Source organism: Roseateles chitinivorans, from assembly GCF_050632235.1.
In the GTDB taxonomy this organism is placed as follows: Bacteria; Pseudomonadota; Gammaproteobacteria; order Burkholderiales; family Burkholderiaceae_C; genus Roseateles; species Roseateles chitinivorans_A.
On sequence record NZ_CP192584.1, the window covers coordinates 6,131,524 to 6,157,325 of the forward strand.

A 25,802-nucleotide genomic window follows, 5' to 3' on the forward strand; every position below is an offset into this window, starting at 1 on the left:
GAGGCCGGACGCTACGCCCCCGCCGGCTGAGCGGCGGACAGATGCGAAGTGTATCGGGCGATCAGGCCCAGCAGGTGCTCTTCGTCATAGGGCTTGCCCAGGTAATCGTTGACTCCGAGCCGTTGTGCATACTCGCGATGCTTCTGCGCAATCCGCGACGTGATCATGATCACGGGCAGACCCGCCAGACGCGTGTCGGCACGCAGGTTGCGGACCAGGTCGAAGCCGTCCATGCGCGGCATCTCGATGTCCGACAGCACGACCGCAGGCAACTCGTCGCCGCCCAGGCGTTCCATCGCGTCGAGACCGTCCTTGGCCAGCAGCACGCGGTAGCCCTCGCGCTCCAGCAGGCGCTGCGTGACGCGACGGACCGTCAGAGAGTCGTCCACCACCATCACCAGCGGTGCCAGCTGGACCTTGGCTTCCTCGACCACGACCTGGCGCGACGCCGCTTCGGCGTCGTGCACGCGCTGCTGCGCGGCATGGCCATAGCGGTTGGCCAGCGCCACCGGGTTGTAGATCAGCGCCACGTCGCCGGAGGCGAGCAGACTGATGCCAGCCAGGCCCGGCACCTGCATCAGCTGCGGGCCCAGGTTCTTGATCACGACTTCCTGGTTGCCCAGCACTTCGTCGCAGTGCAGCGCCAGACGCTGCTGCGCGCTGTGCACCAGCGCCACCGGCAGCGTCTTGCCATGGGCGAAGCCGCGATCGCTGTGGCGCATCAGGCCGCCCAGCCAGTAGAAGGGCATGCGTTCGCCGGCGGCCATCAGCGAGCCGTCGACGTAGGCCTGTTCCACCGTCTCGACGGGCAGACGTTGCACCGACAGCATCAGCGCCGCGGGCACCGCGACCTTGCGGTCGCCGTAGCGCAGCACGACGACCTGCGTCAGCGCCGTCGTCAGCGGCACGCGCAACTCGAAGCTCGCGCCCTGCCCCGCGGTCGACTGCGTCACCACGTAGCCGCCCAGCGTGTTCACTTCCGAGCGGACCACGTCCATGCCGACGCCGCGGCCTGCCATTTCGGTGAGCGCATCGGCAGTGGAGAAGCCCGGCTCGTAGATGAGGTCCATCAACTGCGAGTCGCTGACGTCCTGACCCGGCTGGATCAGGCCCTGGCTCTCGCCGCGGGCGCGGATGCGCACCAGGTTCAGGCCGGCGCCGTCATCGCTGAAGCGGACCTGGATCTCGTTGCCTTCCTGATGCAGGTTCAGCACGATGCGGCCCACCGGGGCCTTGCCGGCCTGCTGGCGGACGTCCGGTGTCTCGATGCCGTGCACCACGCTGTTGCGCAGCAGATGTTCGAAAGCGCCCGTCAGACGCTCCAGCACGGCACGGTCCAGTTCGACGCCGCCGCCGCGGATCTCGAGCTGCGCCTGCTTGCCGCTCTCGCGGGAAGCCTGCCGCACCACGCGGTGCAGACGTTCGCCCAGGCTGCTGTCGAATTCCACCATCCGCGTGCGCAGCAGGTCGTCCTGCAGCTCGCGCGTCAGCCGGGACTGGCCGGCCAGTTCGTCTTCGCCCGCCGCGACGTTGCGTTGCAGGCCGCGCTGGACCGTCGCCACGTCGTTGACGGACTCGGCCAGCATCCGGGTCAGTTCCTGGAAGCGGGTGTAGCGGTCGAACTCCAGCGGGTCGAAGTCCTTGCCGGTGGCTTGCGCGGCTTCCTGGCGAGCGGCGATGCGGGCCTCGGCCTGCAACTCCAGCTCACGCAGCTGCGTACGCAGACGCTCCAGGTTGTCGTCCAGGTCGCCCAGCGACGTGCGCATCTGGCCCAGTTCGGATTCCAGGCGGGCGCGGCGGATGGACACTTCGCCCGACAGCGCCGCCATGCGTTCCAGCAGCGCGCCACGGACGCGCACCTGCGCGGCCGGTGCGACCGGCGCGCTTTCCAGCGGCTGGCCGAGGTCGGCCACCTCGCTGAAGTGGGCCCAGTCGATGTCGATGTCGGCCAGCGGCGTGGGAATCAGCGCCGCCGCGGGAGCAGGCTCCACGACGACCGGCTCGACGATCTCGGCGACCGGCGCGATGGTGGGTTCAACAACCGCTTCGACGATCGGCTCGACCACCGGTTCGATGATCGGCGCTTCGGCCTCAATCGCGGGAGCGACCAGCTCCACGATCTCTTCGATCGGGGCCTCGGGCTCGGCCGGCGCTTCAGCGATCTGCGCCGGAATTGCGTCGGAACCTTCGGCGGGCGATTCAATCGTTTCCACCGCCTCGGCGGCCGGAATCGGAGCGAGTTGCTCGGCGACCGGCGCGATCGGCGGAACCGGCACAGGTGGCGCCATCGGCGCGGGCACCACCGGCGCCGGATTGCGCCACGTGCGCTGCAGCGTCTTGAAGGAGTGCTCCAGGCTGTCACCGGCGTCCTGCAAGGCGAGCAGTTGGTCGAAGCGCGGCTCGCCCTCGGCCACCAGATGCTCGACCTGCGACTCCAGGCGGTGAGCCTCTTCGCCGAGGCGCATGGCGCCCGACAGGCGCGCGCCACCCTTGAAGGTGTGCAGCACACGCATGCATGCCGCGGCCCGGCTGGAATCCGCCGGTTGAGCCGCCCACTCGCGCAGCGCGCCGTGCAGCTGACCCAGCAGATCCTCGGCTTCCTCCTCGAAGATCGGCATCAGTTCCGGCTCGATCTGGTCGGGCTGGCTGAAGTCGAAATCGTCGTCGGTCGCCTCGGCGGCCTGATGGAAGGCGGCTTGCGAGGTCGGGAAATCAGGATCGAACGGGTTGACCGGGGCCACCGGAACGTTCAGCAGATTGGCCGGCAGCGAGGCCGTGGACACTTCCTCCAGCGACATGGCCAGCAGGCCCTCGTCGCTGTCGGCATGACCGTCAGGCAGCACGGCGCCGGGCTCGAAGGCTTGCAGTTCGAGCAGCAGGGCCGGATCGGCTTCCTTCAGGAAACCGGCGGCGAATTGATGCAGCAGGCGGCGGATCTCGTCCGAAGCGCGCTGGAACAGCGTCGGGTCGGCCACCACGTGGCCCTGTGCGCGGCCCAGGGCGTGTTCCAGGCATCGTGCCAGCGTCGACAGGTCGTCGAATCCGACCGTGGCCGCGCTGCCAGCCAGGCCGTGTGCCAGCGCTTCCGCGTCCTGCGGCAGCGGCGATTGCGGCAGCAGCGACCACTCGGTCAGTTCCACCTGCAGACGGCGCGAACGCTCGTCGGCCTCGTTCAGGAAGATGTTGAACAGCGCGATGCTGATGCGCAGCGGGCCGATGACCTTGACGCCTTCGTCGCTGTCATCCGTGATGTCCTCGTCCAGCGTCTCGGCCGGCGCCTCGGCGACCGGCGGCGTGACGGCCGTCCCGCCCACCAGGCTCAATGCCGGCGCCGCGTGCGTCGCGGGCACGACCGGCGTGTTCAGGTCGAGGTCCGGCAGTTCCAGATCGGACAAGGTACGCGGCGACAGGCCTTCCGGCGGCGTCTCGACCCGTTCCTCGCCCAGGTCCAGCGTCAGCGACAGGTCGGGCGTCGATGACGCGTCCAGCGCGGTCACCGGCTCGGTATTCAGATCCGAGAGATCCAGCAGGTCCAGTGCAGGCTCGTCGACCACCGGCTCAACCGGCAGCTCGTCCAGCGGCATCGGCGTCGTGGCCTCGATCTCGACCATCGGCGCATCCGCCGGCCATCCTTCCGGCAGATCCAGGGTGACGGCCGCGTCATCGGCGGGCGTCAACGTCGGCTCCAGGGCCAGCGTCGGTTCGTCGTGGAAGACCGGCGGCTCGACGCTGAGCGACGGCTCGGAGGTCGACGGCGCCTGCAGCGCCGACGGCTCGATCACATCCGCCACGGTCGGCAGTGACATCGTCGCGTCGAGGGCAGGCAGGTCGGCCGCGGACAGCGCCGCCAGATCGATCGAGGCGCTCAACTCCGGCACGGCCTGGGTCAACTCGGGCAGCTCGCCCGGGAGGTCCAGGGCCAGGTCAGACGACGTGGCCGCCTCGACTTCCGTGACGATGCCAAGATCGGCCACCGGCAGCGGCGGCACATCCAGACCCGGCAGATCCAGCGACGGCAGGACCGCGCCTGCCGGGATCGGCGCCGCGTCCAGCGTGGCGAGCAGGTCCAGCGCGGCCTGCTCGTCAGGCGTGGTCGACGGCGCGGGGGCGGCGACCTCGTCGGCGAGCGACAGTTCCGGGAGGCCCGACAGGTCGAGTTCATGCACCTCGTCGACGGTGGGGACCTCGACGACTTCAACCGCCTCGGCGGCTTCGATCACTTCGGGGATCGCGCCGATGTCGACCAGTTCGACGACCTCGATCGCCTCGGGCAGGGCAGCGACTGGCGCAGCCGCGAGGGCCGCCGGCTCGGCAGACACTTGCAGCGGCAGATAGCGGTTTTCCAGGCGCAGCGCATCGGCCGAAGCGCGGAACGGGGCGCTGTGGAAGCCGTGCGGACGCTTGTCGGCGATCGCGGCGGCCCAGGCCTGGAAGGCGTCCAGCGCTTCATTGCTGAAGCGCAGCAGGTCCGAATCAGCCTGCGGATGCTCCGACAGGCGGTGGTTGTAGAGCTGCTCGCAGGCCCAGCCGGCTTCGCCGAACTCGTTCAGCCCGACCATGCGCGAGCTGCCCTTCAGCGTGTGGAAGGCACGACGCGCGGTGGTCAGCTGTTCCTTGTCGCTGCCGTTGCGGGCGAGCGCGGTCATCGCCTCGCGAGCGGTCGTCACGACCTCGGCCGCTTCTTCCAGGAAGATGCCCAGCATCTCCTCGTCGATGGCTTCCTCGGCCTGCGGGATCGGCGCGCTCGGCGCTTGCGCCGGAGGTGCGGCGGGCGCGGCGGCCTCGATGAACTGCTGCAGCGATTCCGCGGCGTGGCTGCCCGCAGCATCGCCGCCGGCCGACAGCAGCTGCTGTTGCGCCTGCTGCGCCGCCTGCGCCATGCCGAGGTCGTCGGCGGCACGGGCTTCGTGGGAGATCCGTTCCAGATCTCGGGCCAGATCCTCGGTCGAGCGATCGCCCTGCGCCACGGCTTGGGCCGTCGCCTGCAACTGATCGATCAGTTGCGGCTGTGCCTCGGCCATCGCGGCGACCGGCTCCTGCGCCTGCGGCTGCAGTTCGCTTTCGCGGCCCACCAGCGATTGCAGCAGCCCGGTGTCTTCCTCGAAGCGGAACATGCGCTTGGCCAGTTGCGGCTGCACGCTCAGCATGTCGATCAGGAAACCCAGCGCACCCAGGTTGTGGGCGAGCCGGTCGAATTGCGCGCGCGGTCCCGACAGCGTCGGATCGACCTCGGTGTTGGCCAGTTCGTCGACCTGATCGCGCATCTTCAGCGTCGCTTGCGCGGCCTGAGCCAGCCCCAGCACACTGAACACGCCGCGCATCGCCTGCAACTGCCCCGGCACCGGGATCAACCGGTCACGCTTGCTGGGGTCGCGGAAATACTCGTCGCACTGACGCTCGACCTCGGACAGGCTCGCGCGCAGTTCATGGACGACGGAGCCCAGCGTCTGCCGATCGGCCACGCGGCGGTAGAGCTCCTCCATCCAGCTTTCGAGCGCCAGCGGCGCTTCGCCGTGACCGACCGACTCGATGCGGCGGGCCAGGCTCTTCACGCGCTCGCCCTGCTCCGGCTGGTCGAAGGCCTCGTCCTCGAGGGCGGCCTCCAGGTAGAGCATGGACGTGGCGATCTCCATCGCCAGCGCAGGCTCGGGCGCACGGCCGGAGCGGAGCGTCGTGACGACGGCACGGCGCAGCGTGTCGCCCAGCACTTCGCCGCTCGGGAACAGCTTCTGCAGCGACTCGGCGACGTTGGCGAACTGCTCGTCCAATCCGCCCAGGCGGTGGGTCTCGCCCTCGGCGGCGGAGGCCCAGGATTCCTTGGCCGCGATGACGCGACGCTTCGCCGCGGCGACCCAGTTCGGATCGATGCGGCCCAGCGCGTCGTCACGGTAGTCGACGGTGTCGGCTTCGATCAGGCCGTAGGCCTGCTGCACCGCGCTCAGGCGCGGCGCGGAGCCGGGTTCCGCATGCTTGGCGGCGGCGGCGAAGAACAGCAGGTCCTTGGCCAGACGCTCGGACGGCGCGGCATCGCTGCCGGCGCGCAATTGCGCGAGCAGACGCGATCCCAGCCGCTTGACCAGCGTGTCCACCGGCAGCAGACCGCGCGATTGAGCTTCGAACTGGCCAGCGGCCAGCATCCACAGCGTGCGCGCGTTCGCTTGCGTCTGTGTCAGCGCCAGACCCGCGCACAGGTCGCTCAGCAGTTGCCCTTGACCGGGCGCCGGTGCGCGCATCTGCTTGAGCAGCAGCGCCTCGAACGGCGTGCGCATCTGCTCGGACGTCAGGGCGCGCACGCCCCGGTCCAACGGCAGTTCACGCCAGCGGAATTCCTCGGTCCACAGGTCGGCCGGGTGGATGCGGCCCGCACCGTTGAGTTCCTGCAACGTCTGATAGGCGGGGAACAGCGCCAGCGAGCTCGGCTGTCCGCCGGCCAGCGTCTTGGCGATGAAGGCGAGCACCGCGAAGTCCGCGCGCTCGACCGCCTCGACCTCGGCGATGCTCACGCTGGCCGGGTTCTCGGCCAGGCGGAACAGCGTCGCTTCGGCGGCACGCAACAGATGCGCCGCGGCAGGCAGGCTGACCACCGCCAGCACGCCGGCGGCCTGATGCATCTGCTGGGCCGCGCCTTGCAGGGCGGGGCTGGGCTGGCCGTCGCCGCCCAGCGTCGTCGACCGCGCATCGGCATCGCGCAGCACGCGGCGAAGGGCCTTGTGCACCGATTCCAGCGTGCGGCGCAGCTCCTCCTGGACCCAGGCCAGAGGGCTCAGGTCGGCGGGGAACTCGGATTCGCGCGTAAGGTCCATGCTCGCTCTTGTTCTCTTCTAATTGTCGACGCGGTGCGGGGTGATCCCTGTTCTACCGGTGTGGCGCGGGGCGGAAGGCCCGTCCGATCAGGACGTGACCTTGAACCGGGCCACCGACTGCTTCAGCGCTTCCGCCGACCGCGACAGCTCATGCACCATCTGGGCAGTGGAACGCGTACCGTCGGAAGTCTGCTCGGTCACCGCGAAGATGTGCTGGATGTTCGCACCGACCTCGTTGGCGGCGCGCGCTTCGTTCTGCGCGACCGACGAGATCTGACCGATCAGGTCGTCCAGGCGACGCGACACCGAGTCGATGTCTTCCAGTGCACGGCCGGCCGCGTCGGACAGTTTCGTGCCCTCGACCACCCCCAGCGTGGAGCGCTCCATGGCGGCCACCGCGTCGTGCGTGTCGGTCTGAATGGTCTTGACCAGCGCGGCAATCCGGCGCGTCGCGTCGGCGGAGCGTTCCGCCAGCCGCTGAACTTCTTCCGCCACCACCGAGAAGCCGCGACCGGCTTCGCCCGCGGACGCCGCCTGGATGGCCGCGTTCAGCGCCAGCACGTTGGTCTGTTCGGTAATGTCCGAGATCAGCTCGGTGATCTCGCCAATTTCCTGCGACGACTCGCCCAGCCGCTTGATGCGCTTGGAGGTCTCCTGGATGTGGTCGCGGATCTGGTTCATACCGCCGATGTTGTTCTGCATCGCCTCCAGACCCTGCTCGGCCGCTTCCCGCGACTGGCGGGCCACGTCGGCGGTCTGCTGCGCCTGCGCGGACACCTGGTTGATCCGGTGCGCCATCTGCAGCACCGCCTCGCCGGTGGCGCGGATCTCGTGCAGCTGTTCGGTCGATGCGGCCAGCAGCTCGGTCGACGTCTGGTCGACCTGCGCGGTCGTGTCCGTCACCCGGACCGCCGTCGTCTGCACCTGGTGCACCAGCGAGCGCAGTTCTTCCACCGTGTAGTTCACCGAGTCGGCGATCGCGCCGGTGATGTCCTCGGTCACCGTCGCCTGGTGCGTCAGGTCGCCTTCCGCGACCGTCTGCAGTTCGTTCATCAGTCGCAGAATCGCCGCCTGGTTCGCGTCGTTGACGCGCTTGGCTTCCTGCTCCTGCGCCTCGGCCTCGCGACGCTGTTCTTCCGCCATCTGGGCACGACGCGACTGGTCGGACACGTACAGACGCAGGAAGCCCACCGAGCCGATCACCAGCACCGCCAGCGAAGCCAGCATGCCGATCAGCAGCACCGGGTTCAGGCCACCGGCGGATTCCAGGCCGACGCCCAGGTCGTCCAGGTCCTTGCGCAGCAGTTCCGAGTCATTGAGCATCGCCGTCTGCGCTTCCCGCGCGGACACCAGGCCCTGCAGGTTCGACAAAATGGCGGTGGCCTGCGAGCGGGTCTGGTCGTACTGCGTCAGCAGCACCTTCAGGCGTTCGCGCACCTGCGCGTCCTTCGCGCCGTTCAGGCGGAGCTCCGGGTTGCCGTTCAGCAGCGCCTGGGCGATCTCGCGGAACGCGTTCAAGTCCTTGCCGAGCAGGAACACGGCCTCAGGACTCACGCCTTCCTGCGTCAGGAATTCGTTGGCGGACTTGCCGATCCGCTGGGTCAGCATCACCAGCTGACCGACCGCGGCGACCTCACCCGTCGGGGCAGAGCTCTGCAGCGACAGCGAAGCCACGGCCTCGGCGCTTTCCAGCAGGTCGGACGATTGCCGGTTGATCGCGCGGAGCGCGGCGCCGACCTGGGTCAACACCTTTTCCTGCGCCAGCATGACCTTGGTGTTCTTGTCGGCGCGCGCCACCATCGGTGCGATCTTCTCGAGCAGCGGATCGACCGAGCCCGGCGCCTTGGCCAGCTCACCGCTGCCGTCGCGCAGCGAGCCGATCACGCCGGTCAGGATCTCCGACGCTTCCTTCATTTCCGGGAAGGCGTTCTTGTTGCCCAGCAGCGCGGTCGAGACCGCCTTCGCCAGACGCTGCGACTGCGTCGCCGCCTGACCCGCGCCGCGCACCTGCGCCGCGGAACGGTTCGAACTGATCAGCGACCAGGACACCGTGAGCGTCGTGCCGATCAGGCCGGCGGCGACCAACGCCGTCAGCAGGCCGGTGCGGCGCTGCTCGGGCTGGCGGGCCACGGCCGGCATCGGCTGGGGCGATTCCGGGGCGGACGCCGAGGGCTGGTAGCCCGCGGACGTGTCCTGGAACTCCGGCGTGGGCTGCGCCGTGGTGATGATCGAAGGCTGGAAGTCTTGCGTGTCCTCCGGCACGGCGCCCGACGCGTCGGTCTGCGGACCGGCGTCGAAGTCGTCGTTGCCCTCGTTCTTGCCCTTGTTCTTGATCTTGTCCAGGAAGCTCATCTCACCCTCGTTTGATCTCGTTCGTCGAATCGGCGCCTGTGACGGGACCGTCGTCTGGCTATCAGTTCAAAACAATGCGCAGGAATTGCGGATGCTGCGTCAGCGCATCCAGGTCCAGCACTTGCCAGCGCCGGCCCTGCCCGTCGCGCATGCGGGCAGGAGCGAAATCGGGATGGCCGCCCTCATCGGGCTCGGCCTGGAGCTGTTCATCGCCGCGCAGCCCCAGCAGCTGGTCCACCAGCAGCGCGCAGTTGATGCCCAGATCCGGATTGATCGACACCATCCGGTGGGCCGATGTCAGCGGCGCCGGACCTCGCAGGCCCAGGAAGGCCGACAGGTCCACCACCGTATGCAGACCGCCCCGCAAGTTGGCCACGCCCAGCATCCAAGGTTGCGTGTACGGGACCGCCTGAAGCGGCACCGGCGTGAAAATTTCGCCGGATTGCTTGAGCGGAAGCAGCAGGCCGAGGCCCGCGCACTCGACTGCCAGCCAACTCGCAGCCTGCGGCGCTTCGCGCGCCGCCTGCATGCGCTGCGCCAGCCGTTGTTGAAGTTCGCGCAGCGCTTGCTTGTTGGCCATGATGTCAGCCCAGCGCCTTGATCTTGGCCAGCAGCTCGTCGGCCTTGACAGGCTTGACGACGTAGTCGCGCGCGCCTTGGCGCATGCCCCAGACCTTGTCGGTTTCCTGGTTCTTGCTGGTGCACATGATCACCGGGACGTCGGCATAGCGCTCGTCACGGGTGATGGCGCGGGTCAGCTGGAAGCCGTTCTGGCCGGGCATGACCACATCCATCAGGATGAGGTCGGGCTTTTCCTCGGCCAGGCGCTTCATCGCCTCTTCGCCGTTCTCGGCGGTGCGCACGGTGAAGCCGCGCTTGGTCAGCAGGTCGCTCAGCGCGTGCAGCTCGGTCTTCGAATCGTCGACCAGCAGGATCTTGTGGATGGGCATGGGATCTCCCTCTGTCTTGGCTCGTGTCGATTCGCGTTGGTGGAGTCGTCGTTCGAGCCAGGCGTGAGCGTCGTTGGATGTCGTGGATGAGGTCGTGGAAAGCGGGCGGCCCGTCTGGCCGGTCAGCCCGCCTGGCAATGCTGTCGGACCGCCTGCAGCAGCTGGTCCTTCGTGAAGGGCTTGGTCAGGTAGTCCTGCGACCCGACCATCCGGCCGCGGGCCTTGTCGAACAGGCCGTCCTTGGACGACAGCATGATCACGGGCACCGACGCGAACTGTGGGTTGCGCTTGATGATGGCGCAGGTCTGGTAACCGTCCAGACGCGGCATCAGGATGTCGCAGAACACGAGATCGGGCTGGTAGTCGCTCAGCTTGGCGAGCGCGTCGAAGCCGTCCTCGGCCAGGACGACCTCATGGCCGCCCTGCTTCAGGAAGATCTCGGCGCTGCGGCGGATCGTGTTGCTGTCGTCGATGACGAGCACCTTGGTCGCCGTGCGGGGGCTTGCGCTGGAATCCAAGCTCTTCTCCGTATTGTTCAGACAATGGTTGTCAGAGAGATTTCAGGCTCGCGACAAACGACGAGCGCTGGAAGGACCGCCGGATGATCGAGGACCGGTGCCTTGCCGAAAGGTCGATGCGAGGGTCAGATCTGGACCATTTCGAAGTCTTCCTTGCGGGCGCCGCATTCGGGGCAGGTCCAGTTCATGTCGACATCTTCCCAACGGGTGCCGGCGGCGATGCCGTGTTCAGGGTCGCCCACGGCCTCGTCGTACATCCAGCCGCAGATCAGGCACATCCAGGTCCTTGCTTCGCTCACGATGGGTTGACTTTGCATCACTACAATGATCGAAAGATTGTAGCCATGCCCCCGGTCTGACCCGGGGGCGGAAGTACCGATGAAACAACAGTCGGTTGCGGTGCTTCTCCACGTTTTGCGCACCAGTTCACGGCTTCTCGCCGAACCATTCATGAGCCGCCCAGACCCGCATCAACAAGATCCCCAGGACGCCGCCGCGATCGAGGACCAGGATTCGCCGCCCCCGGCCTGCGTGATGAGCTTCAATGCGTCCGACCCGAGCGGCGCGGGCGGCAGCGCCGGCGACGTGGCCACCATCGCCGCCATGGGTGCGCACGCCCTGCCGGTCGTGACCGCCATCGTGATGCGAGACACCGCCGAAGTCTTCGACCACCAGACCCTGGACGGCGACTGCATCGTCGAGCAGGCCCGCTCCATCCTCGAGGACGTGCCGGTCGCCGCCTGGAAAGTCGGATTCCTGGGCAGCGCCGAGGGCGTCTCCTCTGTCGCCGAGGTCCTGTCCGACTACCCGGACGTGCCGCTGGTGGCCTACCTGCCCAGCATCTCCTGGCTGGACGAGGAACAGCAGCAGAGCTACCTCGACGCGTTCCGCGAGCTGGTGCTGCCGCAGACGCTGGTGCTGGTCGGCAACCAGAAGACACTGAGCGACTGCCTGCTCCCCGACTGGGATGCTGACCGACCCGCCTCCCCCGTGAACTGGCCGTGGCCGCGCAGCAACATGGCGCCGCGAACGTGCTGGTGACTGGTATCCAGCTCCCCAACCAGTACATCGACAACGTGCTGGCGAATTCCCAGGGCGCGATCACCGGGGAGAAGTTCGAGCGCTTCGAGGCCAGCTTCGTCGGCTCGGGCGACACGCTGTCGGCGGCGCTGGCGGCGCTGCTGTCGGTGGGCTCGGAGCCGCACGACGCCGTCGGCGAGGCCTTGGCCTTCCTGGACCAGTCGCTGGAGGCGGGCTTCCGCCCCGGCATGGGCAACGTGGTGCCGGACCGCTTCTTCTGGGCGCTGCCGCCCGGCGAGGAAGGGGAGGAAGGGGCCGAGGTCGTGCCCGTCACCGACGAGATGCCGATCGACGAGCCCCCCAGCCGCGGCCCTCGCCGCATCCATTGAGACCGCCGAGGGCGCCCGCGCGGCGCCCTCGTGCTTTCCTGCCGTCATCGGCCTTCACCTCCATCCCTCGGCCGTGAGCCTCGCTCGCGGCAGTCGCAGCACCGGATTTCCCTCATGAGCCAGAACGAGACCCTGTTCGCCCGCGCCCAGCGCGTCATTCCCGGCGGCGTGAATTCGCCGGTGCGCGCCTTCCGCGCCGTCGGCGGCACGCCGCGCTTCATCACGCGCGGCGAAGGCGCCTACATCGTGGACGCCGACGGCAAGCGCTACATCGACTACATCGGCTCCTGGGGCCCGATGATCCTGGGCCATGGCCATCCGGCCGTCGTCGAGGCGGTCCAGAAGGCCGTGCTGGAGGGTTTCTCCTTCGGCGCGCCGACCGAACGGGAGGTCGAACTGGCCGAGGAGATCCTGGCGCTGGTCCCGAGCTGCGAACAGGTCCGCCTGGTGAGCTCCGGCACGGAGGCGACGATGAGCGCCATCCGCCTGGCCCGCGGGGCGACGCAGCGCAACAAGTTCATCAAGTTCGAGGGTTGCTACCACGGCCACACCGACGCGCTGCTGGTGAAGGCGGGCTCGGGGCTGGCGACCTTCGGCCACCCGACCTCGGCCGGCGTGCCCGAGGCGACGGCCCAGCACACCATCGTGCTGGAGTACAACAACGTCGCCCAGCTGGAAGAGGCCTTCGCGCTGCACGGCCCGGAGCTGGCCTGCGTGATCGTCGAACCCATCGCCGGCAACATGAACTTCGTGCGCGCCAGCGTGCCCTTCATGACCCGGATGCGCGAGCTGTGCCGCCAGCACGGCGCGTTGCTGGTGCTGGACGAGGTAATGACCGGCTTCCGCGTCGGCCTGCGCAGCGCGCAGGGCGTGTACGCGGACCTGATCCCCGGCTTCGTGCCGGACATCAGCGTGTTCGGCAAGGTGATCGGCGGCGGCATGCCGCTGGCGGCCTTCGGCGCGAGCCGCGAGATCATGCGCCACCTCGCCCCGCTGGGCGGCGTGTACCAGGCGGGCACGCTGTCGGGCAACCCGGTGGCCACGGCCTGCGGCCTGGCGACGCTGCGCGAGATCAAGAAGCCCGGCTTCTTCGACGCCCTGTCCGCGCGCACGCGCCGCCTGGTCGACGGACTGAAGACCGTGGCGACCGAGAACGGCGTGCCGTTCAGCACCGACAGCGAAGGCGGCATGTTCGGCTTCTTCCTGATGCCGGAACTGCCCCAGAACTACACGACCGTCATGACGACGGACAAGGAACGCTTCAACCGCTTCTTCCACGGCATGCTGGACGCTGGCGTGTACATGGCGCCGGCGCTGTACGAGGCGGGATTCGTGTCCGCCGCGCACACCGATGCGGACATCGACGCCACGCTGGAAGCCGCCCGCGCCGCCCTGCGCTGACGGCAGCCGCTCCCCGGGCGGGCCGCCCGGTTGCCGGTTCGGGAAAGCCTGGCCCCAGCAAACACCGAGCCAGGCTTGTCGCGATCTTTTCAATCCGCGACAGGCATTACGCTTGCTTACCGATTGGTACAGCAGCTGAGAGACAGACATGCATATCCACATCCTTGGCATCTGCGGCACCTTCATGGGCGGCCTCGCGGCGCTCGCCCGGGAAGCCGGCCACACGGTCACCGGTTGCGATGCCAACGTCTACCCGCCGATGTCGACGCAGCTGGCGGCCCTGGGCATCGAGCTGATCCAGGGCTTCGGTGCGGAGCAGCTGTCGCTCAAGCCCGACCTGTTCGTCATCGGCAACGTGGTGACGCGTTCGTCCGAAGGCCGCTTCCCGCTGATGGAGGCGATCCTCGACGCCGGACTGCCGTACACCAGCGGGCCGCAATGGCTGGCGGAACACGTGCTCCAGGGCAAGCACGTGCTGGCGGTCGCCGGCACGCACGGCAAGACCTCGACGACCTCGATGCTGACCTGGATCCTCGAGTCGGCCGGCCTGGCGCCCGGCTTCCTGATCGGCGGCGTGCCCCAGAACTTCGGCGTGTCGGCCCGGCTGGGCGACGGCCGGTTCTTCGTCATCGAGGCCGACGAGTACGACACCGCCTTCTTCGACAAGCGCAGCAAGTTCGTCCACTACCGGCCGCGCACGGCGATCCTGAACAACCTCGAGCACGACCACGCGGACATCTTCCCGGACCTGGCCGCGATCGAGACCCAGTTCCACCATCTGGTGCGGACGGTGCCGGCATCGGGGCGGCTGGTGGTCAACGCGCGTGAGGAAGCGTTGCAGCGCGTGCTGTCGCGCGGCTGCTGGAGCGACGTGCAGCGCTTCGGCGCCCGCAAGGAAGAACCCGGCGCGCTGCGCGCGCGTGGCGAGCCGCAGTCCTTCGACGTACTGCGCGGCAGCCTGAAGGTCGGCCACGTCAACTGGGAGCTGCTCGGCGAGCACAACCAGCTCAACGCGCTGGCGGCGATATCGGCGGCCGAACACGTGGGGGTCGATCCGGAGCAGGCGGCCGAGGCGCTGGGCACCTTCAAGAACGTGCGGCGGCGGCTGGAGCTGCGCGGCGAGTCGCGCGGCATCAAGGTCTACGACGACTTCGCGCACCACCCGACGGCGATCCACACGACGATCGCCGGCCTGCGCCGCCGGATTCCTCCGCAGGAACGCATCCTGGCCGTCTTCGAACCGCGCTCCAACACGATGAAGCTGGGCACCATGAAGGCGCAACTGCCCTGGGCGCTGGAGGAGGCCGACCTGAGCTTCTGCAACCAGGACGGCCTGACCTGGGACGCGCGCGAGGCGCTGGCGCCGCTCGGCGAGCAGGGCCTGGTCGGCGCGGACGTCGACGAGCTGGTGCAGATGGTCAAGCGCGCGGCCAAGCCCGGCGACCATGTGCTGTGCATGAGCAACGGCGGCTTCGGCGGCATCCACGAAAAGCTGCTGGACGCGCTGAAGTAAACCGGCGATCCTGCGCCGCCGCGCCTGGATTGCGATGTGACGGCGGGTTGGCACCTCGCGTGCCCTTCCCGCGATCCCCGCCGTCCGGCGGTTCCCTGTCCCATCTCGCAAGATCCCGAGGGGATCCTGCACGACTCCCGAGGAGCGACTTCACGATGAGTGGTCCTGGCAAGCTGGTCCCCGCGCTGCAGAACCGGTCCTTCCTGTGCCTGCTGGCGCTGGTGACGGTGGCGTTCTTCTGGATCGTGTGGCCGATGATGAGCGCGATCCTCTGGGGCGTGGCCCTGGCCATCGTGTTCCAGCCGCTGTATCGCAAGCTGCTGCGCAAGACGAAGCGGCCCGGGCTGTCGGCGGGGGCGACGATCCTGGTGATCCTGCTGCTGGTGGTGCTGCCGCTGACCTACGTGATGGGCGCGCTGGTGCGCGAAGCCGCGGTCGTCTTCGAGATGGTCAAGTCCGGCCAGTTCAACTTCAACACCTACGTGGCGCAGATCTACGCGGCGCTGCCGTCGTGGCTGATCGACGTGCTGGAGCGGCTGGGCCTGCATGACCTGTCGAACCTGCAGGAGAAGCTGGGCAGCGCACTGAACCAGGGCAGCCAGTTCATGGCGACCAAGGCGCTGGGCTTCGGGCAGGACACCTTCGATTTCCTGGTGAGCTTCTTCGTGATGCTCTACCTGCTGTACTTCCTGCTGCGTGACGGCGAGCAGCTCTCGGCGCGCATCCGCGACGCGCTGCCGCTGCAGGACTCCTACAAGCGCCAGCTGGGCGAGAAGTTCCGGACGGTGATCCGCGCGACGGTCAAGGGCAACATCGCCGTGGCGGCCATCCAGGGCGCGCTCGGCGGCATGGCGTTCTGGGTGCTGGGCATCCACGCGCCGGTGCTGTGGGCGGTGCTGATGGCCTTCCTGTCGCTGCTGCCCGCGGTCGGCGCGGCGCTGGTGTGGGCGCCGGTGGCGATCTACCTGCTGTCGACCGGGCATGTCGGCTCCGGCATCGGCCTGATCGTCTTCGGCACCGTGGTCATCGGCCTGGTGGACAACCTGCTGCGCCCGCTGCTGGTCGGCAAGGACACCAAGATGCCGGACTACGTCGTGCTGCTGTCCACGCTGGGCGGGATGGCGGTCTTCGGCATCAACGGCTTCGTCATCGGCCCGCTGATCGCGGCGATGTTCATCGCGGTCTGGGACATCGTCGCGGCGGAGCGGCGCTATCCGGTCGGCGACCAGCACTGACGCCTGTCGCCTCGCCGCGTCAGCGACGGCGGCCCCGCCCTGCAATCCGTCACGCATCCCGCGTGACGCTCGCTCCCTCCCCTTGAGACGGTGTTGCCACCGGCCGCGAACCGATAAGGTGCGCGGCTTTGCGACGAATGGGCAGGGAGGCCCGCGAGAACATGAAGCAGCAAGTGAATGGCCGGCGATCTGGCCGGGCCTGGGTCGCCCTGGCCCTGACCGTCGCGGCGGGAACAGCCCATGCGGCGGCGACCGAGTACGGTGACTTCCTGCTTGAGGCCGACGCGCCCTACAGCGGGACTTTCCTCAAGTACCACAACATCCTCAAGGCCTGGACCATGGCCGGGAAGCTCGAGAGCCTCGAAGTTCCCCTCGTGGAGACGGCAGACCGCAGCCGGGTGCTGCGGCGCGTCGTCTCGGCGGGCGTGCCGATGCCCGAGAAAGCCTACAAGGAACTCAAGCGCAACGCCGAGAAGGCGACGCCCAGCGGTCCCGGCGCCTGGTACCTGTACTGGTCGCGCATCACCGTGCAGCCCATCAACGGCGCGTCGACGGCGCGCATGTTCTCGAGCGCCGAGCGCCGGGCCGTGCACTGCGAGACCGGACGGATCCTCGAGGCGGGCAAGGTCGTGTTCGCCTCCCTCGATCTGACGGGAGCGCCTCAGCAGCCGTGGATGGACTACCTGCGCCTGGAACCGACGCCGGCCCGGCAGGTCGCCGCCGATGCCAACCTCGCCGCCGAGGTCCGCGCGGTCTGCGGCCCCATCCTCGCCGCGGCCTATGGCGAGGAGGAGTCGCGCCAGCGCCTCGACACGCTGATGGCGACGCCTGAGAAGTCCGAGGAACAACGTCGGTTCGACACCATGCGCCAGGAGTTGCTGGCGGCGGCGCGCGCGCCCGCTCCGGCATCGTCCTCCGCGTCGACGGCGGCAGCCGCCGGCGGCGGACCGATCGGCAGCGCCAAGGCCCGCATCCGGTTGTTCCAGCAGAACGGCCTCGGCGGCGGGCTCACCAACGAAGCAGCCTGCGCCTCGTCCGACAGCGCGTCGAGTGCCGGCTCCGGGTTCTGGAAGGCCTTCGGTTCGCTGGCCGGCGTCGCCGGCAATACCTCCATCGGGATGCCGGAGACGGAGGCCTCGCGCACCGTGGGTGAACGCAGCCAGCTCGGCTCCAAGGCCTATTTCGTGGAACGTGAAGTGACGGCCGAAGCGCCGGTCACGCTGGACTTCTCGTTCGACAGCCAGGGACAAGGCAAGAGCTGCAACACCTTGACGATGAGCTTCGTGCCGGAAGCCGGTGCCGATTACGAAGCCCGCATGGACGTCGGCGGGCTCTATTGCAGGCTGAGGGTCAGCCGCATCCTTCAAGGCGGCCAGCTGCTGCCCGAACCCCTGACCCCGGCCGCGGCCAACTGCCCGAAGAAGGGTTGATCCAGACCCGCGACGACAAAGGGCCGGCGAGAGCCGGCCCTTTGCATGGTGAACGCGGGGCGATCAGGTCCGCGTCATCGTCGCCTTCAGCACGCTGCTGAGGAAGTCCAGGCTTTCCGCCAGATGGGCGCGGGTCTCGATCGAGCCCTTGCCCTGCGCGGCGCGCAGGTCGCTCTGCAGCTGCACGGCGTGCAGGCGCAGCACCGCGTAGGCATCGGCGAACTGGCCCGAGGCCGCGCCGCTCTTGGTCAGGTTGGCCTGGATGCGGCGCAGGTACTCGCGCTGCAGGTTGCGGCGCAGCGGATCGATGTCCGCGCCGGTCTTGAGCTCGCTCCAGATCGAGGACTGCAGCGTGCCGTAGACCTCGCCGATCGTGATCAGGCCCTTGCGCTGCGACACCGGCACGTAGGCCGGCAGCTCCATCAGGCGGATCGCCGTCTGCGCCTGCAGCAGGCGGTCCAGCGAGCCCAGCTGCACCCGCGCCACCGCCGCCGGGATGTTCACGAAGCCCGCGCGATTGAACTCGACATAGTCGGTCGTGATCGAGGTCAGGAACTCCGGCTTGAAGCGGAAGCTGTCCGCGCTGAAGATGCCCTGCGCCAGGAAGCGCAGCGCCTCGCGCTGCTTGGCGGGATCGACCGGCCGCATCGCGGCCACCGACGCGCCCGGCACGTCGCGGTGCGTGTACATGCCGCCGACGTACTTGCCCACCAGGTCGGAGGCACGCGCCAGCTGGTTGAAGCCGCTGGCCAGTTGACGGCGCTGGCGCAGCGGATCGTCGCCGGATTCCGGCGTCCGGTTCTGCACGCGGGTCCACAGCTCCTGCGTCAGCTTCAGCCGCTTGCGGAAGTAGGCCATCGGGTCGTCGCCGAGGTCGAAGCGGTTGATCGTCGGATCCATGCCGTCGAATGGGCCGAAGCCGCCGGCGTCGGTGTCGTCCGCGTAGGCGTGGCCGGGCAGCGTGTTCTGCGCGGCGACGCGCTTGAGCTCGGCCTCTTCCTGCTCCTTGGGCACCTGCTTGTAGGCGTACTCGATCGCCCAGTAGTCGTAGGCGCCCAGCGTGGTGTTGTTGTACGTGGTCGGCGCCTCGCCCTCCAGCGGGATGTTGTAGGCGTTGTAGTCCATCACCGAGGCCGACAGGCCGTTGGCGTCGGTCCAGGCCTTGTCCTTCAACTGCGCCTGCGTCACCTGCGTCGAGGCCTTGAAGTTGTGCTTCAGGCCGAGCGTGTGACCCACCTCGTGCATGATCACGTCCTTGATCCGCGCCTGGATGAAGGCGTCGGCTTCGGGGCTGTCCGGCGCGATGTCGCCGCGCGCTTCCAGCACGTCGAGCGCGAAGTCCATCTCGGCGGCCGCGTCATGCGCGTAGGTGCAGTAGGTCGCGTTGCGACCTTCGCGCCAGCCCTGGTTCAGCGCGGCCAGCGCCTGCGCCTCTTCCGCCAGCGTGGACACCTGACCGCCGGCCATGCCGCGCGGCGCGTCTTCGGCGATGAAGGCGCGGCCGCCGCGGGCGAACACGTCGCTCATGCCGATGTCGGCGTCCAGGATCTCACCGGTGCGCGGGTCCAGGTGGCTCGGGCCGATGGCGAAGCCCACGTCCGAACCGACGAACCAGCGGATCGACGCGTGCGACGCGTCCATGTTGTCCCAGTCCGCGTCGTCGGGCTGCTGCTTGGCAACGACCGCGTTCTTGAATCCGATCTTCTCGAAGGCCTTGTTCCATTCCAGGATGCCGGCCTCGACCGCGGGGCGGTACTTCGGCGGGATGTTCTTGTCCATCCAGTAGGTGATCGGCTGCACCGGCTCGGACAGCGCCGCGGCGGGGTCCTTCTTCTCCAGGCGCCAGCGCGCGATGTAGTGGACGCGCGGGTTCGGCTTGGCGTCGTCGCTCAGGTCGGTGAAGGACTCGGTGAAGTGGCCCAGGCGGCCATCGGCGCGGCGCGTGGCCATCTTCTCTTCCGGCAGCGCGCGGAAGTTGTAGACGAAGCCCATGAACATCGAGCGCGGATCCGGCAGCGCCTGCGGCGGCGTCGGCACCGCCACGGGCGGGGCCACCAGCGGCGGCGCCGGGATGCGCGGCGTGAAGTAGTGGACCTTGGCGTTCAGCGTCGTGAGCTGCGCGTCGGCGCGGGTCAGCTCGAAGAACGAGTTGCCGCGGTCGACGTTGTAGGGCAGCCGGTAGGCCATCTCCAGGCGCGTGGACATGCCGGGGATGTCGCTCAGCAGCATGCCGGCATCGATCAGGAAGGCCTTGCGCTCGGGGTGGTCGGCGCTGGCGACCGGGCCGGCGGCCAGCAGGCTGGGCGAGAACGCCTCTTCGCCGGCACGCTTGCCGCCGCCCTCGGCGCGGAACGCCGTGTTCAGCGCAACCAGCTGGATCGAGTTGCCGATGCGGCGCCACTCGGCCAGGATCTCCGGACCCATCTGGCTGGCGTAGAAGCCGCGCTCGCCGATGGAGCTGGTGATGTTGATGGTGAACAGGAAGGGCTTGTTCAGCATCGCGCGCGGGATCTCGAGCCAGACCTTCTCGTCCTTGCGCAGGATGGGGAAGAGGCCGTCGTCGCGCTTGGCGTCGCGGCTGACCTCGGCGAACGGCTTGGGCGCGGCCGGATCGACGGCGGGGCGCGCGGCGGTCATCGGCGAGGAGGCGCCCGGAGCGCCAGGAGCGCCGGAGGCGGCGCTGGCCGGCGGCTGGGCCGCCTGCGCGGTCGGCGCGGTGGAGGAAGCGCCGGTCGGGCCCGTCGTGGCGCAGGCGGTGAGCAGCAGCGCCGCGGCGGCGATGGCCGTCAGCTGGATCGTGTCCCTGTGGATCATGGATCGAAGTGGTCGTGAGTCCGTCCGGAACCGGTCGGATCGTGTTGAGAAAGCGGGCGTTGCGGTCGTGGCGCCGCATGACCCCGGTGAAGCGGGCAATGTGCGGGGCCGGGGCCCGCGCGTCAATGCGCACTAACGAGCGCGCAAGCCTTGCGAAGCGCGCGCGTGGCGATGATCGCCCACGCCGGACGGCCCCACCCGTGCCGGAAGTGACCCGCCACCCGGGGAGAGGGGTGGCCGAGGGCGGAAGGGGGCCGCCTACACTGCCCCGCCATGAGCTCTCCGTCGCCCTCCCCGCTCGCCGCGGCCACGCCGACCGCCCCCGCGGCAAGCCGTCGCACGCACTTCCTCTACCTGCACGGCTTCCGGTCGTCGCCGCGCTCGGCCAAGGCCTTGCGGATGGCGCGCTGGACGGCCGAACACCGCCCGGACCTGGTGTTCGCCTGCCCGCAACTGCCGCCGTCGCCGCGTGAGGCGATGACGCTCGTCGACACGCTGATCCGCGACTGGCCGCGCGACACGATGGCCGTGATGGGCAGCTCGCTCGGCGGCTTCTACGCAACCTCGGTGGCCCAACGCACCGGCGCGCGGACCGTGCTGCTGAATCCGGCCGTGGATCCGGCCCGCGACCTCGCGAACTACATCGGCGAGCAGACCTGCTGGCAGAACCCCGAGGAGCGCTTCTTCTTCCGGCCCGAGTTCGTCGACGAACTCGTCGCGCTGAACGTCGGCACGTTGGCGCACCCGGACCGGATGTTGGCGGTGATCGCCAAGGGCGACGAAGTACTGGACTGGCGAGAGATGCACGCGCGTTACGCGCCCTGCAGGATCAAGCTGCTCGAAGGCAGCGACCACGGCCTGGTCGACTTCGACGACTACCTGGACGAACTGACCTCGTTCCTCGGGCTCTGAGTCCCGGCGGCGACTGCCGACGCCAGGCGCGGGCACTCCACGACTCGGGAGGCGTCCCTCCGGGAACCTCCCGAATCATTCCGGCCCCAGTGGCACCCGCTGTTCGCGGGCCCAGGGGCTCGGCACTCGGCGACATCGGGCGGCTACTTCCGTCGGCCGGTGGCCTTCAAGAGCAGCACGGTCACGAGCCCGGTCAGCACGACGATGAGGCCGACGACGACCCAGAAGCCGTGCTTGTGCTCGAGCAGCGGCAGCCCGCCGACGTTCATGCCGAACAGGCCGCTGATCAGGTTGATCGGCAGCGCCAGCACGGTGACCATCGTCAGCACATACAGCGTCTGGTTGTTCTCCTGCGCGACGCGCGCCGAGGTCTCGTCCTGCACCGCCCGGATGCGTTCCTGCAGCGCCTGGATGTCGCGCAGCACCAGCGCGAATTCCTCGCTCGCCTGCTGCAGCTGCTGCTTGTCCCGCTCCACGACCCACTCCGGCGGGTTGGACAGCATGCGCAGCAGCGCGCTGGGCTCCGGCGCGAGCAGCCGTTGCAGCCGCACCATCAGCCGCCGCAGCGCGGCGACCTCGGACCCGTGTCCCGAATGGCGCCCGGCGAGCAGCGCATCCTCGATGTCGTCGACCCGCTCGGTGGCCTGACGGACGATGCGCTGCAGCTCGTCGGCCTGGTCGCGCAGCAGGTGGTCGAGCAGCGCGACGCTGGACCGCGGCCGGTCGCCGCGCTTGATCGCCATCCGCAGGCGGTCGACCGAGCGCAACGGCGCGCGGCGCACGCTCAGCACCAGATGCTCGCTGACCTGCATCCACAGCGTGGAGACATCGCCCACGTCGAAGGCGAAATCGAAGGTCACGTCGTTGAGCACGGCGAACAGGTGCTCGCCGACGCGCTCGATGCGCGACGAGCGCGAGCCCTGCTGCTGCGCCTCGTCGAAGCTCTCGGCCAGCGCGGCGTTGCGGCGGAGCCAGGGCAGCGCGCCGGCATGCGCCAGGTTCAGGTGCAGCCACAGGTAGCCGCCGTCCGGCTGCGAGAGCCGGGCCTGCGCCTGCGCGAGCGTCGGCAGCGTCTCGGTCGGACGGTCCGGGTGGATCCAGAAGCCGCAGATCAGGCCGTGTTCGTCTCCGCCGTAAGGGCCCGCCAACGAGCCGGCCAAGGGGCCGCCTGATCCGCCTGGGAGCTGCGTCGTGTCATTCATCGCCATCCGCGGATGGTAGATGCGCGATCGCCTCGCCCATGCGGACCCGTTGTCCGATCTGCAAGCCCGCCGACAGGTTCATGCCCGGCGGCAGGAACACGATGATCGTCGAGCCCTGCTCGAACCAGCCCATCTCCTCGCCTCGTGCGTGATCGTGGCCGACGTCGAAGCGATGCGGCCCGGGATGGTCCGGACGCAGCGTCAGGTCCAGCGCATGCAGCCGCAGGCTGGCGACCAGGATGGCCGCCACGGGCACCAGGGCGATGGGGGTGCCGTCGGGCAGCGTGCACTCGACGGCCGCGCGGACGTTGCGGCAGAACAGGCGCTCGACGCGCTTGAGCGCGATCGGATTGACGTTCCACGTATCGCCGGCGATGTGGGTGACGCGCTGGATGCGCAGGTCGGCCGGTGCGTGGAAGCGGTGGTACATCGCCGAAGTCAGCCGCAAGGTCACATAGGTGCCGTTGAGATACGGCGCGGCACGCGTGGCGTCGCCGAACAGGTCGGCGATGCGGTAGTCCATGCCCTTGGCCTGGAGCGCCATGCCGCGCGAGACCGGGCCGTGCGCCCCGACGATCGCGTCGCAGGGGCTGACGATCGTCGCCGGCGCCGGATCGACCGGTCGCCGGCCCGGCTTCAGCCGGCGGGTGAACACGTCCCGCAGCGAGCGGTAGCCGTGGGCGGGCGGTTCGGCCTCGCTCAGGTCGAGGTCGGTGAACATCCGCCAGACCGCGACGCTGAATCGCGTGAGCGCCGGGCTGTCGATCCGGGCGTACCAGCCCATGAAGCGGGTCAGCGCCAGGCGGGGAACCCGGTTGGTGAGCAGGAAGTTGAGGGACTCTTGCTGGGTCAGACGGTCGCGCCAGCGGGCCAGTTTCATAGACATGTCAATTCCGTCGGATACACCCCGGTAATTTGCCAACGCTGTGTGACAGCTGAACGAGGCTCCGGAGGCCCATGCCCATGTCGACGACGCTCTTCACCTTTGACCTGTTGCCCGTCGCCGCGGCGGCGGCGGGACTGTTGGCGCTCTACTACGCACCGACCGGCTGGCGCCGTCTGCAGCTCTCCCGCGCCAAGCACCCGTCGCTGGCGGGGCACTCCCGGATGGCGGTGCGGCTGGCACGGCTGATGCCGACGCAGCGTTTCGACGACGCGCACTTCTTCAACGCCGACGACGCGCCGGCCGACATCGTCGCGGCGCGGCGTTCCAGCTTCGCCGCGCTGTCGCACATCCTGAAGACGCGCCACGCGCGCAGCATCGACGCGACACAGGCCATGAAGCCGTCGCTGCCCGACCTGCAGTTCACCAGCAGCTACCGGGTGCCGCCGTCGTTCAGCCCGCTGGTGCAGCGCGAATTGCCGCTGGGGCCGGTGATGGTCGCCAGCGACGGCCACTGGCTGACCGACTTCGACGGCGAACGCTTCATCGACCTGGCCGGCAGCTACGGCGTGAACCTGTTCGGCTACGCCTTCTATCAACGCTGCATCGCCGAGGGCGCGGCCCGTGTGGACGCGCTCGGACCGGTGCTCGGCGTCTACCACCCGCTGGTCGAGGACAACGTGCGCCGCATACTGTCGCATGCGCGCATGGATCAGCTGTCCTTCCACATGTCGGGGACCGAAGCGGTGATGCAGGCGGTGCGGCTGGCGCGGTACCACACGGGCAAGACGCACCTGGTGCGCTTCTGCGGCGCGTACCACGGCTGGTGGGACGAAGCGCAGCCGGGTCCCGGCAACCCCTTGCCCGCCGAGCGCACCTACACGCTGCGCGACATGCATGAACGCAGCCTGCAGGTGCTGCGCACGCGGCGCGACATCGCCTGCGTGCTGGTGAATCCGCTGCAGGCGCTGCACCCGAACAAGCCGGCGCCAGGCGACGGCTCGCTGGTCGACAGCTCCCGGCGCGCGTCCTACGACAAGGCCGCCTACGCCGCCTGGCTGCGCGAGTTGCGTCAGGTCTGCACCGAGCGCGGCATCGCGCTGATCTTCGACGAGGTGTTCATGGGCTTCCGCCTCGGCGCCGGAGGCGCGCAGGCGTACTTCGGCGTGCAGGCGGACCTGGTGACCTACGGCAAGACACTGGGCGGCGGCCTGCCGGTCGGCGTGGTCTGCGGCCGCGCGGCGTGGATGAAGCGCTTCCGCGACGAGCGCCCCGCCGATGTCTGCTTCGCGCGCGGCACTTTCAACACGCATCCGTACGTGATGGGCGCGATGTCGGTGTTCCTCGACGCACTGGAGGATCCGGAGCGCCTGCGCCAGCTCGACGAGCAGGACGAGCAGCAGGACGGTCGGCGCGCGCGGTTGAATGCGGCGCTCGAGGCGGAACAGCTGCCGCTGCGCGCGGCCAACATGTCGTCGATCTGGACGCTCTATTACACGGAGCCGTCGCGCTACAACTGGATGCTGCAGTACTTCCTGCGCGAGCAGGGCCTGGCGCTGAGCTGGGTGGGCACGGGCCGGCTGATCTTCAGCCTGGACTTCAGCGACGCGGACTTCGATGACGTCCAACGCCGCATCGTCGCCGCAGCCCGCGCGATGCGCGACGGCGGCTGGTGGAGCAACCCGGCGCTGCCGACGAACAAGGCGATCAAGCGCCGGTTGCTGATGGAGACGCTGGGACTGCGCAACTGAGCGCGCGGACATCCCCCGCCACTTCCCCATATCTCCCCCAACACCTCCCCACAAAGCGGGGCGCCTCGACATTCATTGACGAATGTCAGAGCGCCCCGTTGTCATTGGCGATGTGTGATTCCTAGACTGCTTCGCCTTGCATACGCATTTGCGTGTGCCACGAGGAGTTGTCACATGTATTCCGCCTTTTGCATCGCCAACGCCTTCATCCGGCGTGCGCTCGACGGTCGCTTGCGCGATCTGAACTCGATGAAGCTTCAGAAGCTCATGTTCTTCGCACAGGCTTGGCGTCTCAAGAAGAAGGGCATCCCGCTCTTCCAGGACACCTTTCTCCGCGGCGCGAATGGTCCCGTGCTGCCCTCCATCGACTTTCAACTGAAGCTGTATGGCTCGCGCCGCGTCGGTCAACTCGTGACGACGCTGACTGCCCACGATGATCCGGAGCGCTGGAACGAACCCTTCCTGCCACCGGAAGACCGATCATCGTGGGATCTTGTGGACGCGATCATCTATGCCCACGGAAGAAGTCTGCCGTCGCTCTGTCGGATCTCACGCATCTACCCGACTCGGCCTGGTCGCAAACCCTGGGGGACAACAGCCCGATCCTGAACAGCACGATTCAAGACGAC

At 68.7% G+C, this 25,802-nt stretch carries 16 protein-coding genes and 1 pseudogene; 8 read left to right on the forward strand and 9 right to left on the reverse strand.

All coding sequences use genetic code 11. The annotated features are described in order from the left end of the window. Positions 1–11: 11 nt before the first annotated feature. The 6 genes from ACQ859_RS28125 to ACQ859_RS28150 all read right to left on the reverse strand — a co-directional run bounded on the left by ACQ859_RS28125 (position 12) and on the right by ACQ859_RS28150 (position 10,940). Positions 12–6,803, reverse strand: a complete 6,792-nt coding sequence (locus ACQ859_RS28125) for an Hpt domain-containing protein (protein ID WP_431263746.1) — start codon at positions 6,801–6,803, stop codon at positions 12–14. Between the two features lie 87 nt (positions 6,804–6,890). Beyond that, entirely contained in the window at positions 6,891–9,155 is a 2,265-nt protein-coding gene (locus tag ACQ859_RS28130) for a methyl-accepting chemotaxis protein (RefSeq protein WP_431263747.1), read from the reverse strand. Positions 9,156–9,216: 61 nt separating this feature from the next. Next, positions 9,217–9,735 (reverse strand): chemotaxis protein CheW, encoded by a 519-nt coding sequence (locus ACQ859_RS28135; protein ID WP_431263748.1) that lies wholly within the window; start codon positions 9,733–9,735, stop codon positions 9,217–9,219. A 4-nt stretch (positions 9,736–9,739) separates the two neighbouring features. After that, entirely contained in the window at positions 9,740–10,105 is a 366-nt protein-coding gene (locus ACQ859_RS28140; RefSeq protein ID WP_088406380.1) for a response regulator transcription factor, read from the reverse strand. A 122-nt stretch (positions 10,106–10,227) separates the two neighbouring features. Then, positions 10,228–10,623 (reverse strand): response regulator, encoded by a 396-nt coding sequence (locus tag ACQ859_RS28145; RefSeq protein WP_088406381.1) that lies wholly within the window; start codon positions 10,621–10,623, stop codon positions 10,228–10,230. A gap of 125 nt (positions 10,624–10,748) precedes the next feature. Continuing rightward, positions 10,749–10,940: a rubredoxin gene (locus ACQ859_RS28150; protein ID WP_088406382.1), complete on the reverse strand. Its 192-nt coding sequence runs from the start codon at positions 10,938–10,940 to the stop codon at positions 10,749–10,751. Positions 10,941–11,073: 133 nt separating this feature from the next. Between ACQ859_RS28150 and thiD the strand changes: the two are divergent. The 5 genes and pseudogenes from thiD (at position 11,074) to ACQ859_RS28175 (ending at position 17,611) form a co-directional block, all read left to right on the forward strand. Next, positions 11,074–12,032: pseudogene (gene thiD / locus ACQ859_RS28155) on the forward strand (bifunctional hydroxymethylpyrimidine kinase/phosphomethylpyrimidine kinase). Positions 12,033–12,146: 114 nt separating this feature from the next. After that, positions 12,147–13,433, forward strand: coding sequence for a glutamate-1-semialdehyde 2,1-aminomutase (hemL, locus tag ACQ859_RS28160; protein ID WP_431263749.1), 1,287 nt, complete (start codon positions 12,147–12,149; stop codon positions 13,431–13,433). A gap of 148 nt (positions 13,434–13,581) precedes the next feature. Further along, positions 13,582–14,946: a UDP-N-acetylmuramate:L-alanyl-gamma-D-glutamyl-meso-diaminopimelate ligase gene (gene mpl, locus ACQ859_RS28165; RefSeq protein ID WP_431263750.1), complete on the forward strand. Its 1,365-nt coding sequence runs from the start codon at positions 13,582–13,584 to the stop codon at positions 14,944–14,946. Between the two features lie 155 nt (positions 14,947–15,101). Beyond that, on the forward strand, positions 15,102–16,181 hold the full coding sequence (locus tag ACQ859_RS28170) for an AI-2E family transporter (RefSeq protein WP_431263751.1): 1,080 nt from the start codon (positions 15,102–15,104) through the stop codon (positions 16,179–16,181). A gap of 161 nt (positions 16,182–16,342) precedes the next feature. Then, positions 16,343–17,611 (forward strand): hypothetical protein, encoded by a 1,269-nt coding sequence (locus ACQ859_RS28175; protein WP_431263752.1) that lies wholly within the window; start codon positions 16,343–16,345, stop codon positions 17,609–17,611. A gap of 63 nt (positions 17,612–17,674) precedes the next feature. On the opposite strand, the gene ACQ859_RS28180 is transcribed toward ACQ859_RS28175, so the two are convergent. Further along, the gene (locus ACQ859_RS28180; RefSeq protein ID WP_431263753.1) at positions 17,675–20,425 is read right to left on the reverse strand and encodes a zinc-dependent metalloprotease; all 2,751 of its coding nucleotides are present in this window, start codon (positions 20,423–20,425) and stop codon (positions 17,675–17,677) included. A 273-nt stretch (positions 20,426–20,698) separates the two neighbouring features. On the opposite strand from ACQ859_RS28180, the gene ACQ859_RS28185 reads away from it, so the two are divergent. Next, the gene (locus tag ACQ859_RS28185; protein WP_431263754.1) at positions 20,699–21,337 is read left to right on the forward strand and encodes a YqiA/YcfP family alpha/beta fold hydrolase; all 639 of its coding nucleotides are present in this window, start codon (positions 20,699–20,701) and stop codon (positions 21,335–21,337) included. Between the two features lie 143 nt (positions 21,338–21,480). Here ACQ859_RS28185 and ACQ859_RS28190 read toward each other — a convergent pair whose 3' ends face one another. After that, entirely contained in the window at positions 21,481–22,545 is a 1,065-nt protein-coding gene (locus ACQ859_RS28190) for a transporter (RefSeq protein WP_431263755.1), read from the reverse strand. Next, complete coding sequence (asd, locus tag ACQ859_RS28195) at positions 22,532–23,425, reverse strand: archaetidylserine decarboxylase (protein ID WP_431263756.1); 894 nt, start codon at positions 23,423–23,425, stop codon at positions 22,532–22,534. Before asd ends, ACQ859_RS28190 begins: the two co-directional genes overlap by 14 nt. A 77-nt stretch (positions 23,426–23,502) precedes the next feature. Here asd and ACQ859_RS28200 point away from each other — a divergent pair, with 77 nt between their 5' ends. After that, the gene (locus ACQ859_RS28200) at positions 23,503–25,173 is read left to right on the forward strand and encodes an aminotransferase class III-fold pyridoxal phosphate-dependent enzyme (protein WP_431263757.1); all 1,671 of its coding nucleotides are present in this window, start codon (positions 23,503–23,505) and stop codon (positions 25,171–25,173) included. A 174-nt stretch (positions 25,174–25,347) separates the two neighbouring features. Beyond that, the gene (locus ACQ859_RS28205; protein ID WP_431263758.1) at positions 25,348–25,782 is read left to right on the forward strand and encodes a Panacea domain-containing protein; all 435 of its coding nucleotides are present in this window, start codon (positions 25,348–25,350) and stop codon (positions 25,780–25,782) included. Positions 25,783–25,802 lie beyond the last annotated feature (20 nt).